Raw genomic sequence first — 11760 nt, 5'->3', positions numbered from 1 at the left:
TAATTAATAAATGTGCCTTATTTGTATTTAAAGGTTTAACCATATATGGAAAAATACACCGCAGCTTAGACTATAAGAAGGTGGGCCGCGTTTATTACAGTTCTTGGATATTTTGTCTCTGCATAAATGTGCCTTTCTTGTCACTATTCTCTGTACATTGATTAACTTTATTATTAATTGGAAGTAGAAGCGTAAGGCATTTCAACTTAAATAATTTATTGCTCCCACGAATTAACACTCTAAAAAAACACTAAGAACCGATTAGCATGCCAAATTTTTGCCAAATCCTATTAGACATCCTCAAGCATCGAATTATCGGGGCTGCGCTGGCTTTCATGACTGCCTTGCTACGCGGCTTATATCAGAAAAAAAGCTTTAACTGCTCGCTACTTGATGCATTGATGTGTGCTTTATTCGGTTCGGTGGCGCATGAATTGCTGTTATTTTTAGGAATGAAGACAGATTACACCTGGTTAATCAGTATCGTGATTGGCTACTTAGGTACTGACTATATTGGCAGTTGGTTGAAGAAAAAGCTTGGATAAATTCTGAAAACGCAGCAAAAGCTTAAGAAGTATATTTGTGTATGCTCTTGTTAATGTTCTATAGCGATAACCATTAATAAATGGACATAACTTTAATTTTCTGATCCATATAATTTTATAATATAGCGATAACCATTAACAATAAGTTTGTCCACTTGTTAATGGTTATCGCTATACGTCAAATCTTAAAAAATAAATGTCACTAAATATGTCTGAAAAATACGCAACCCCGACGGCCTATCTCTCAAGTCTGATGGCGACCGTTTTAGGTTTTTTTACGCTTGAGCAGTGGGTAGCGGTGACCGGTATTGTCTGCACAATCGGGACATTTCTTATCAACGTGTACTACCGCAAAAAAGAATACAAACTCAAAGCGCGGCATTATGATGATACCGAAAAAAATCCTGATGGCCATAGGTGGTAGTGCGGTGTTATTAGCCTCGACCATGGTAACGTATTTTGAAGGCTTAAGGCACAAACCCTATAAAGACAGGGGTGACGTGCTAACGGTGTGTTACGGGCATACAGGGAAAGCGATTATTCCGGGTAAACACTACACAGACGAAGAATGTCAGGCTTTACTGGATAGTGACCTGAAGGCGTCGATGGCGGTGGTTGAGACTCACGTTACCGTTCCGCTGACTGAAATGCAGAAAGCGGCTTTGGCCTCATTCGTTTATAACGTAGGAAGTGGGGCCTTTGTCCGTTCAACGTTACTCAAAAAACTGAATGTGGGTGACAGACAAGGCGCGTGTGATGAGATGCGGCGCTGGAAATATGATGAAGGTAAAGTCTCTAAAGGACTGATTAATCGTCGTGCGGTAGAGCGTGAGCTTTGTCTACCGGATTAACGTCATGCATTGGAAGCTCCTTTTCACCGCTGTGTTACTTATCACAATCGCCGTACTCTCCATCGTAATCAGGTTTCAATATGTTGAGAACAGCCGCCTGAAACTGGCGAACCAGTCACTGAGTGCCGAACGCGACGCTGCCCGTGCACAGTTTACCCACTATGAGCAGGCGGTTGATATTTTTAACACCATAGCGGGAGCCACCCAGGATGCACACCAACAGGCCATTCAGGCATCCCAGCCTCAAACGATTAAGATACAGGAAGCGATTACCCCTGAACGCTGCGCTCATCTGCCTGTGCCTACTGCCGCTGTTAACCGGTTGCGTGCGCACGCCGATAAAATATCTCCCCGTGCCGCCAGCGCCCATTCCATCCACGCTCCTGGATGATTGCTCTCTGCCGGTGATATCGGAGCACATGACCTGGGGCGATAGCCTGGTACTCAATGAGCAACTGCTACTGGCTCTCGAGATGTGTAACCAGGATAAAGCGGCGATAAGGCGAATTGAAGAACAGAAAAATGATAGCCAAAAATGAAAAGCAGACTGAATATCTACAGAAATACATCAAAACACGGCGTTACGCCTTTTCCAGTCAATCTGGCGAGTAAATGATGGTCAGTAAGAAGAAAATGGGACGTCCAAGCAAGTTAACCGTAAGCCTCGAAAAGGCCAAAGCGTATTTAATGGGGGAATACAAAACCGTGGGCGATGTGGTTCCAAGTGTAGCGGGATTGGCCTGTTATTTAGGGATTAGCCGGTCTACCGCACAGGAATATGCCAAAGAAAATCAAGAATTTTCAGGCACGTTAGCCGCCATCAAAACCATCCAGGAAAATAGTCTGATAAATAAAGGGCTTACGGGTGAATTTAACCCAACGATTGTTAAGTTAATGTTATGTAATCACGGTTATGCCGAAAAACAAGAAACCGCCCTTACGGGCAAAGCGGGCGGCGCGATAAAAACGGACAACAAAATCAGTATTGAATTTATCGGCATACCTCAGCGTGAAAGTGCAAATTAGCGAAAAGTTCGCGTCCATGTTCAAACCGAAACGCATAAAGGTTTACTTTGGCGGTCGGGGTGGTATGAAAACCGTTTCATTTGCGAAAATAGCCTTAATCACGGCCTCCATGCATAAACGCCGATTCCTGTGTTTACGTGAGTTTATGAATTCGATTGAAGATTCTGTCCATGCGGTATTGCAGGCCGAGGTAGAAACGTTGGGATTACAAAATCGGTTTCGTATTCTTAATACTTACATTGAAGGCATCAATGATTCCATTTTCAAATATGGCCAGCTAGCGCGTAATATCGCTTCTATCAAATCCAAACATGATTTTGATGTTGCTTGGGTGGAGGAAGCGGAGACCGTATCTGAGAAAAGTCTGGATACCCTTATCCCCACCATTCGCAAGCCGGGCTCTGAGTTATGGTTTTCTTTTAATCCAGCAGAAGAAGACGGTGCTGTATATAAGCGTTTTGTCAAGCCTTACAAGGAACTAATTGATACTCAAGGATATTACGAAGACGATGATTTATATGTTGGTAAAGTGAGCTACCTGGATAATCCCTGGTTACCGGCAGAGCTTAAAAATGATGCGCAGAAGATGAAACGGGAAAACTATAAAAAATGGCGGCATGTTTACGGGGGCGAGTGTGATGCGAATTACGAGGATGCATTAATTCAGCCTGAGTGGGTGGAGGCGGCGATTGATGCACATATCAAGTTAGGGTTTAAACCAAGCGGAATTCGTGTTGTCACTTTCGACCCCGCTGATTCCGGTCAGGATGAAAAGGCATTATCCAAACGCTATGGCGTGCTGATTGAAGATTGCGTGAGCTGGTCAGAAGGTGATGTTGCTGATGCAACGATGACGGCTTTCGATGAAGCGTTTGACTATCGGGCGGATGATTTTATCTATGACAATATTGGGTTAGGGGCCGGCACTGTCAAAACGCATCTAAGACACAGCAATGACGGTAACAAGATAGTGGTGACGGGCTTTGGGGCGGGCGATTCGCCTGATTATCCTGATGAAATCTATGTACCCGGCAATGGTGAGTACCTGCCTTCTTCAAATAATGATGACAGAACTCACCGAGATACCTTTAGAAACAAACGCGCGCAATATTGGGTTTATTTAGCGGACCGATTTTATAAAACGTGGCGCGCCGTCGAAAAGGGCGAATATCTCGATCCGGAGGCGTTGATCAGTCTCTCTTCGAAAATAGCGAAACTGTCACAACTCAAGTCAGAGCTGATTAAACAACAACGAAAACGCACACCCGGAAACCGATTAATTCAGTTGATGAGCAAAGATGAAATGCGATTAAAAGGAATAAAATCGCCCAATATGGCAGATACGCTGATGATGTCCTTTGCTAATCCTCTGCGCATAACAGAAGACACGGAAATCGTTGTCCCCTCATCGTCAAGTTGGTCATGATGGCTGAAACATTACAAAAAAGACATGAACAAATTATGCGCAAGTTTGACCGAGCGCACTCCCCGCAGGAAGCGGTGAGAGAAAAATGTCTCGAGGCGACAAGATTTGCGCGCGTCCCGGGTGGGCAATGGGAAGGGGAAACGGCCGCGGGCTCTGAATTAGGCAAACATTTTGAGAAGTATCCAAAGTTTGAAATTAATAAAATATCGACCGAGCTTAATCGGATAGTCAGCGAATATCGCAACAATCGGATTACGGTTAAGTTTAGGCCCGGCGATAAGGCCGCCAGCGAAGCGTTAGCCAATAAATTAAATGGCCTGTTCCGCGCAGACTACGAAGAAACGGATGGCGGCGAAGCGTGCGATAACGCTTTTGATGACGGCTCAACCGGGGGTTTTGGTTGCTTTAGGCTGACGACAAATTTAGTCAATGCGCTTGATCCGATGGATGAGAGACAACGTATTTGCCTCGAGCCAATATACGACCCCGCCCGCTCTGTTTGGTTCGATCCTGATGCGAAGAAATATGATAAATCTGACGCAGAATGGGCTTTTTGCATGTACTCACTCTCTGCTGAAAAGTATAAGGCGGAATACAACAAAGACCCGTCAACGTTAATGAGCGGCATTGAACGATCATGGGATTATGATTGGTACGATGTTGATGTGGTTTATATCGCAAAATACTACGAAGTAAAAAAAGAGTCGGTGGATGTGGTGAGTTTTCAAAACCCATTGACAAGTGAAACCGTCACCTATGACAGTGATCAGCTTGAACTCGTTGAGGATGAGCTGGCAGACATCGGGTTCATTGAGGCGGCACGGCGAACCATTAAGCGCCGGCGGGTTTATGTCTCCGTGGTGGATGGTGAGGGCTTCCTTGAGAAAGCGCAACGAATACCCGGTGAGCATATCCCGTTAATTCCGGTATATGGTAAGCGGTGGTTTATCGATGATATTGAGCGAGTCGAAGGTCACATAGCAAAAGCTATGGATGCCCAACGTCTGTATAACTTACAGGTGTCGATGCTGGCAGATTCGGCCACTCAGGATACGGGTTCAATTCCCATTGTCGGTAAAAGTCAAATAAAAAAACTGGAAAAATATTGGGCTAATCGAAATAAAGATAGGCCGGCTTTCCTACCCTTAAATGAGATTATTGATAAACAAGGGAATATTATTGCCCCCCCAACGCCAGTGGGATACACCCAACCACAGCCACTCAATCAGGCAATGGCGGCGTTATTACAACAAACTGGGTCCGATATTCAAGAGGTGACGGGAGCAAGCCAGGCGATGCAGCCAATGCCGAGTAATATAGCGAAAGAAACCGTTAATCATCTGATGCATCGGTCCGATATGTCCTCGTTTATCTATTTGGACAATATGGCTAAAAGCCTTAAGCGTGCAGGTGAAGTTTGGCTATCAATGGCCCGTGAAGTCTACGGCTCAGACAGAGAAGTCCGTATTGTTAATGCGGACGGCACTGACGATATCGCCTTAATGTCGGTGGTCATCAATGATAATCAGACCGGGCAAGTCGTCGCGATGAATGACTTATCCAGTGGGCGTTATGATGTCACGGTCGATGTGGGGCCGTCTTATACCGCAAGACGGGATGCGACGGTTTCAGTGCTGACCAATCTGTTGGCGGGCATGTTACCGCAAGACCCAATGCGACAGGTTTTACAAGGTATCATTCTGGATAATATGGAGGGTGAAGGACTCGACGAGTTTAAGGAATATAACCGTAAACAGTTATTAACGCAGGGCGTCGTTAAACCGCGCAATACAGAAGAAGAGCAGATGGTTGCGCAGATGATACAGCAAGCACAACAACCTAATGCTGAACTTGTCGCCGCTCAAGGGGTATTGATGCAAGGGCAAGCGGAGGTTCAGAAAGCGAAGAACGAAGAACTGGCTATCCAGGTGAAAGCCTTCCAGGCACAAACTGAGGCGAGAGTAGCAGAAGCGAAAATGGTTCAAATTCTCGCCTCTGCTGATAGTGCTAAAAGAGCAGAAATTAGGGAAGCCCTTAAAATGCTTCACCAGTTCCAAAAAGAACAGGGTGATGCTTCTAGAGCGGATGCCGAGTTAATTCTAAAAGCAACCGATACGCAGCATAAACAAAATAGGGATGCGGCTAAAAACCATTCAATCTGAACATAACCTACAGTTACCTGCGGACTTCTCGCAGAGTTAAGGAGTCATAAATGGAAAACGAACTGATCATCGATGGTCAGGCGATACCGGTATCCAAAAATCAGGAAACACCCCCGCAAAATACCGCTGAGCAGCCAGCGCAAGAGCGTGAGAATAATGCTGCTCAAGTGCAAAAAGTTGATACTGATAATATTGAAATAAAATCCGATCAGGAAGTCGAGCAGGATCAAGACTATTCATTGCAAATTGGCGATGAAGAAATATCGCTAAGCGAAGAAGATGACTCAATAGAAGGTAAACCTGCGCCTAAGTGGGTTAAAGATCTGAGAAAAGGTTTTAAAGAAACACAGAAAGAAAATCGCGATCTGAGACGTCAGCTTGAGGAATTAACCACCAAGCAGTCTCATCAATCGCAGGTTAATCATAATAACGTTATTCCCGATAAACCCACCTTGGGATCGTGTGATTATGATGAAGAAGTCTATGAAAAAGCACTTACCGATTGGCATGAGAACAAAAGCCATGTCGAACAAAAGCAACAAGCACAGCAAAGGCAGCAACAAGAAGTTCAGGAACGATTTATTCAACGTTTAAAGTCTCATCAACAACGCGCGGCTAAATTACCCGTTAAAGATTATACGGAGATGGAAGAGGTTGTGCGATCAGAGGTACCCATATTACAGCAGGAAATTTTAATTCATGCGGCTGATGAGGGAACAGAACTTATCGCCTATGCACTTGGAAAAAACAAAGCATTACGCCAGCGGCTGACCGCTGAACATGATCCTATTCGTGCCGCGTTTCTGTTAGGCCAAATTAGCCAGAAGGTAAAACTGGCCCCCAAACCTAAGAAAACCCCTAAACCAGAGCCTGAGCTAAAAGGGGGTGCTGGAAACGTGAAATCCGATGAGTTTACCCAATTGTGCCCCGGCGCAATGATTGAATAAGAGTAAAAAAATGGCAAATAATCTAGAGTCAAATATTAGTCAAATCGTGTTAAAAAAATTCTTACCGGGTTTTATGTCTGATATTGTTTTGTGTAAAACCGTTGACAGACAATTATTATCGGGTGAGATAAATTCAAATACAGGCGACAGTGTGAGCTTTAAGCGTCCGCATCAATTTAAGTCTGAAAGAACAGAGACGGGTGACATTACGGGGAAAGATAAAAATGGTCTTTTCTCTGCTAAAGCGACAGGCAAAGTGGGTAAATATATCACGGTGGCCGTCGAATGGACACAAATTGAAGAAGCGTTAAAGCTTAATCAGCTTGAACAAATTCTATCACCGATTCATGAGCGCATGGTCACTGATCTGGAAACCGAATTAGCCCATTTTATGATGAACAATGGCGCTTTGTCGCTCGGTTCACCGAATACAGCGATAAAAAAATGGGCTGATGTAGCTCAAACCGCTTCATTTATAAAAGATATCGGTATTAAAACAGGCGAGAACTATGCCATCATGGATCCTTGGTCAGCCCAACGGCTTGCGGATGCGCAATCGGGGTTACATGCTGCGGATCAATTAGTGCGTACAGCCTGGGAGAGTGCGCAGATATCAGGTAATTTCGGGGGCATTCGTGCATTGATGTCTAATGGGTTGGCCTCGAGAGAACAAGGTGATTTTGACGGAACAATCACGGTTAAAACCGCCCCTAACGTTGATTATCTGTCGGTTAAGGATTCCTATCAATTTACGGTAGCATTGACAGGTGCCACCCCGAGTAAAACAGGCTTCCTAAAAGCCGGTGATCAACTTAAATTCACGTCTACTCATTGGTTAAATCAGCAAAGCAAACAAACATTATATAATGGATCAACAGCGATGAGTTTTACGGCAACGGTGCTGGAAGAGACTAACTCTACCGCTTCGGGTGATGTCACTGTCAAATTATCTGGTGTTCCGATTTATGATGAAAAAAATTCTCAATACAATGCAGTTGATGCAAAAGTTAAGGCAGGAGATGCAGTTTCTATCATAGGAACGGCTAAACAACAGATGAAACCTAATCTTTTCTACAATAAGTTTTTCTGTGGGCTTGGGACCATCCCCTTGCCAAAATTGCATAGCATTGACTCAGCAGTGGCAACGTATGAAGGGTTTTCTATTCGTGTACACAAATATGCGGATGGTGATGCAAACAAGCAGATGATGCGTTTTGACCTGTTGCCTGCTTATGTCTGCTTTAATCCGCATATGGGCGGTCAATTCTTTGGTAATCCTTAAATTTATGACGAAGTGGGCGCTTTAGTGCCCTTTTTATTGAGGTGAAAATGAAAAGAAAAAGTGTTTTTGCCTGGTCGGATAATGCAGCAGGGTATGTCCAAGCGGTGATAGTGACAAGGGATTTCCCTGAGTTCGAAAAAAGGGGCTTTGTGTCGTCGATTGACGAAATAAAGACACCAGAGAAATCCCAAGAACCTAAAAAAGGGAAAAGGGCTAACGATGACAAAACCGCTGACTAAAGGGGAGATTATTCTGTTTGCATTACGTAAAGCGGGTATTGCTTCAGAGGCGATTAATATAGATGTAGAGCCCCGATCCTTTGAGGAGGGCATTAATGACCTTGAAGACTTGATGGCCGAGTTGCAGATTACATTTGGGGATTTGGGCTATCAATTTTCCGCAGAAGAAGAAAACCCCACCTCCGATGATGCTTCAGGGCTTCCTCGCAAATACAAACAGGTGATGGGTTATCAATTGATGCTGAGAATGTTATCGGATTATGGCATTGAACCCACACCGAGACAAGAAGCTTCAGCGGCTGCCGCCTATGATGCGTTGCTCACTGATACGCTGAGCGTCCCCTCGATAGCAAGACGGGGTGATATGCCGGTTGGCCAGGGGAATAACTATACCGCGTTAGGTACGGCGAGTTATTATGTTGAGCGAGGTTTTCATGCCAAAAATACAGATCCCGTTAGCTAAAGGATTAGTTAAAGATATCAAAACAGCCGATTATATTGATGCCTTACCTGTAAATATGTTAGCCACACCCAAAGAAGTCCTGAATGCCTCGGGTTATTTACGCTCTTTCCCTGGCATTGAGAAAAAGCAGGACGCAAAGGGTGTTTCACGGGGTGTCCATTTTAATACCAAAAATAACGCGCTCTATCGGGTCTGTGGCAATACACTTTATCGTAATGACAACGAAGTTGCTGATATAGCTGGAATGAGCCGAGTATCTATGTCTCACTCTAGTCATAGTCAGGCGATTTGTTTTGAAGGTAAAGTAAAGTTATATAGATATGACGGTACCGAGAAGGCATTATCAAACTGGCCAAAGGATAAATACCCTCAATATGATTTAGGTGAAGTGATTGATGTTTGTCGAAATCGGGGGCGTTACATCTGGTTACAAAAAGGGGGTGAACGATTTGGCGTAACTGATTTGGAAGATGAATCCAAACCGGATAGATATCAGCCTTTTTATCGCGCTGAATCTCAGCCCGATGGCATCGTTTCCGTCGACGCATGGCGAGACCTGATTGTTTGTTTTGGGTCGTCAAGTATCGAGTATTTTACCTTAACCGGATCGGCGGATACATCCCAACCGCTTTATATTCATCAAGCCGCTTATATGATCCAAGCGGGTATTGCCGGTCGTGATTGCAAATGTCGTTATCAAGACAAATACGCCATCTTGAGCCATCAATCGACCGGGCAACCGGCGGTTTATCTCATCGGCGCAGGTGAAAAAAACAAAATATCTACCGCGACCATCGATAAAATTATCCGTTATTATTCTGCGGATGAATTAGCGGCTTCCTTTATGGAGTCGATTCGATTTGACAACCATGAATTATTACTCCTTCACCTGCCCAAACACACCCTTTGTTTTGATGGCTCAGCAAGCCATCAATATTCGCAATGGTCATTACTGAAAAGCGGATTTTATGATGAGCCTTATCGGGCGATTGATTTTATGTTTTTTGACAATCAAATCACCGTGGGTGATAAGAAAGAAGGCGTGCTCGGTCATTTAATTTTCAATGCGTCAAATCAATATGAACAGCAGACTGAACACCTTCTTTATACCCCGATGATAAAAGCGGATAATGCCCGATTATTTGATTTTGAACTGGAAGCTTCAACGGGTGTTGCTCAAATCGCGGATAAGTTATTTCTGTCTGTCACAACAGACGGCATTAATTACAGCAGAGAACAACTAATAGAACAAAATTCCCCTTTTCAGTATGACAAACGCATTCTCTGGCGACGGATTGGACGCGTGAGAAAAAATATCGGCTTTAAAATCCGTATCATCACTAAATCACCGGTGACCTTATCCGATTTGTCAATCAGGATGGAATAATGAACCGACGTAATGCGGATAACCCGGTTGAGCTTCAGGTCACGCACATTGACCCAACGATTTTACCCGCTAATTTTTCGACCGCCTACCGCATGATTGTCTTAAACAATTTATCGGATATGGGTAGAGTGGCCGGTAAAGCCAATGAAGCGGCGGACGATGCCTATCAGTCGAAAACAAGAAATGATGAGCAAGATAGGGTACTGGCGACACAGGCGCAGCAGATCAATGCGGTAAGCATACAGGCTTCCGCTCATCAATCGGAAATTCAGACTTTAGAAAATGGATTAATCGCAGCCAGACAACGCATTAACGCATTAGAAGAGGCGTTACGTTCGCATGGATTAATTGACTGATGGAAATTAAAGTGATTGAGAATATCGAACAGTTTTATCGGTTTTTTACGGATAAAGCCAAAGTCGGTTATGCCATGGAAAATAACGGGGAGTATCAATTAAAAAATAATCAGCTTTATGTGGGTGTTTACGAAGGGTTAATGCTCGTTGGTTTTTTCTCAATTGAATTTATTCGCAACAAGTTAATTGAAGTGCATCCGGTGTTTGAGCCTGGATTCAGAGGTCAATACGCATTAGCGGCAACAAAACGATTTTCAAACTGGTTGATTAATAATATCCATTTTTCCACCGTCATCACGTATGTCCCTGAGAAGACCCCATGGGGAAAAGTCATTTGTCAATTAATGAAGATGCGAAAAGTGGGGGTGATTGATAACGCCTTGACGGCAGGTCATCACCAAATCAATATGACCCTGTATCAAGTCACGAAAGAGGAATTAGTCAATGGGTGGAAGCAGCGGAGATAATGGCGCAAGCGAACAGGCCAGAGCATCACGTGAAGCAATCGGCTTGCAAAGAGCACAATGGAATCAGGTGATGCAAAATTTGGCGCCGTATATGAAAGTGGGCGGCCCGGCATTAGGGGAATTGCAAAATCTGACGACATTAGACGGTCAAGGACAGGCATTAAACCAATTTTACCACTCCCAACCGTTTAATGATTTAGCCAATCAAGCCCGCTATCAACATTTAAATGCCGCTGAAGCGACAGGCGGTTTAGGTTCAACCGCAACCGGCAATCAATTAGCCGCGATTGCACCCGCATTGGGTCAAAACTGGTTATCGGGACAGATGCAAAATTACGGTAATTTAGTGGGTATTGGGATGAATGCGGCCAGTGGACAGGCTTCTGCCGGGCAAAATTATGCCAATAACGTGGGTCAGTTATTACAGAATATGGGGGCTGCTAATGCCGCTGCGGCCAATAGTCCTTCTGGATTTCACCGCGCGTTAGGTGGGGGTACGGCCGGTGCTTTAACCGGGGCAAGCATTGGGGCGATGAAGGGGTCTATTGGCGGCCCCTGGGGTGCTGCCATCGGTGGAGGGCTCGGTCTGTTAGGGAGTTTATTTTAATC

At 44.5% G+C, this 11760-nt stretch carries 16 protein-coding genes; all 16 read left to right on the top strand.

The window, feature by feature from the left end:
- Positions 1-266: 266 nt before the first annotated feature.
- The 16 genes from AACL23_RS07670 to AACL23_RS07600 all read left to right on the top strand — a co-directional run bounded on the left by AACL23_RS07670 (position 267) and on the right by AACL23_RS07600 (position 11758).
- Positions 267-545, top strand: a complete 279-nt coding sequence (locus AACL23_RS07670) for a phage holin, lambda family (RefSeq protein WP_339051014.1) — start codon at positions 267-269, stop codon at positions 543-545.
- 196 nt (positions 546-741) lie between these two features.
- Positions 742-969 (top strand): phage holin family protein, encoded by a 228-nt coding sequence (locus AACL23_RS07665; RefSeq protein WP_015874049.1) that lies wholly within the window; start codon positions 742-744, stop codon positions 967-969.
- The gene (locus tag AACL23_RS07660) at positions 932-1396 is read left to right on the top strand and encodes a lysozyme (RefSeq protein ID WP_015874050.1); all 465 of its coding nucleotides are present in this window, start codon (positions 932-934) and stop codon (positions 1394-1396) included. Before AACL23_RS07665 ends, AACL23_RS07660 begins: the two co-directional genes overlap by 38 nt.
- A gap of 4 nt (positions 1397-1400) precedes the next feature.
- Positions 1401-1787 carry a hypothetical protein gene (locus AACL23_RS07655; protein WP_015874051.1) on the top strand — a complete coding sequence of 129 codons (387 nt, stop codon included), beginning with the start codon at positions 1401-1403 and terminating at the stop codon, positions 1785-1787.
- Positions 1723-1935, top strand: coding sequence for an Rz1-like lysis system protein LysC (gene lysC, locus AACL23_RS10290; protein ID WP_422389630.1), 213 nt, complete (start codon positions 1723-1725; stop codon positions 1933-1935). The genes AACL23_RS07655 and lysC overlap by 65 nt, the downstream gene beginning before the upstream one ends.
- Before the next feature lie 73 nt (positions 1936-2008).
- Entirely contained in the window at positions 2009-2422 is a 414-nt protein-coding gene (locus AACL23_RS07650) for a DNA-packaging protein (protein ID WP_100096553.1), read from the top strand.
- 16 nt (positions 2423-2438) lie between these two features.
- Positions 2439-3848, top strand: a complete 1410-nt coding sequence (locus tag AACL23_RS07645) for a PBSX family phage terminase large subunit (protein WP_339051009.1) — start codon at positions 2439-2441, stop codon at positions 3846-3848.
- Positions 3848-6010, top strand: a complete 2163-nt coding sequence (locus AACL23_RS07640; RefSeq protein ID WP_339051633.1) for a portal protein — start codon at positions 3848-3850, stop codon at positions 6008-6010. Before AACL23_RS07645 ends, AACL23_RS07640 begins: the two co-directional genes overlap by 1 nt.
- Before the next feature lie 50 nt (positions 6011-6060).
- Positions 6061-6957, top strand: coding sequence for a phage capsid protein (locus tag AACL23_RS07635; protein ID WP_100096551.1), 897 nt, complete (start codon positions 6061-6063; stop codon positions 6955-6957).
- A 10-nt stretch (positions 6958-6967) separates the two neighbouring features.
- A complete protein-coding gene (locus AACL23_RS07630; protein ID WP_339051007.1) occupies positions 6968-8239 on the top strand; it encodes a P22 phage major capsid protein family protein in 1272 nt (423 codons plus the stop codon).
- Positions 8240-8286: 47 nt separating this feature from the next.
- The gene (locus tag AACL23_RS07625; protein WP_339051005.1) at positions 8287-8478 is read left to right on the top strand and encodes a hypothetical protein; all 192 of its coding nucleotides are present in this window, start codon (positions 8287-8289) and stop codon (positions 8476-8478) included.
- Entirely contained in the window at positions 8459-8941 is a 483-nt protein-coding gene (locus tag AACL23_RS07620; RefSeq protein ID WP_339051003.1) for a packaged DNA stabilization gp4 family protein, read from the top strand. Before AACL23_RS07625 ends, AACL23_RS07620 begins: the two co-directional genes overlap by 20 nt.
- Positions 8913-10328, top strand: a complete 1416-nt coding sequence (locus tag AACL23_RS07615) for a packaged DNA stabilization protein (RefSeq protein WP_339051001.1) — start codon at positions 8913-8915, stop codon at positions 10326-10328. Before AACL23_RS07620 ends, AACL23_RS07615 begins: the two co-directional genes overlap by 29 nt.
- On the top strand, positions 10328-10684 hold the full coding sequence (locus AACL23_RS07610) for a hypothetical protein (protein ID WP_015980014.1): 357 nt from the start codon (positions 10328-10330) through the stop codon (positions 10682-10684). The genes AACL23_RS07615 and AACL23_RS07610 overlap by 1 nt, the downstream gene beginning before the upstream one ends.
- Complete coding sequence (locus AACL23_RS07605) at positions 10684-11151, top strand: DUF2824 family protein (protein ID WP_015980015.1); 468 nt, start codon at positions 10684-10686, stop codon at positions 11149-11151. The genes AACL23_RS07610 and AACL23_RS07605 overlap by 1 nt, the downstream gene beginning before the upstream one ends.
- Positions 11129-11758, top strand: a complete 630-nt coding sequence (locus tag AACL23_RS07600; protein WP_100096546.1) for a DNA transfer protein — start codon at positions 11129-11131, stop codon at positions 11756-11758. Before AACL23_RS07605 ends, AACL23_RS07600 begins: the two co-directional genes overlap by 23 nt.
- Positions 11759-11760: the final 2 nt, after the last annotated feature.

The sequence above is a fragment of the Candidatus Williamhamiltonella endosymbiont of Tuberolachnus salignus genome, from assembly GCF_964019775.1.
Lineage (GTDB): Bacteria > Pseudomonadota > Gammaproteobacteria > Enterobacterales > Enterobacteriaceae > Hamiltonella > Hamiltonella defendens.
This window is presented reverse-complemented; position numbering and strand designations above follow the sequence as displayed.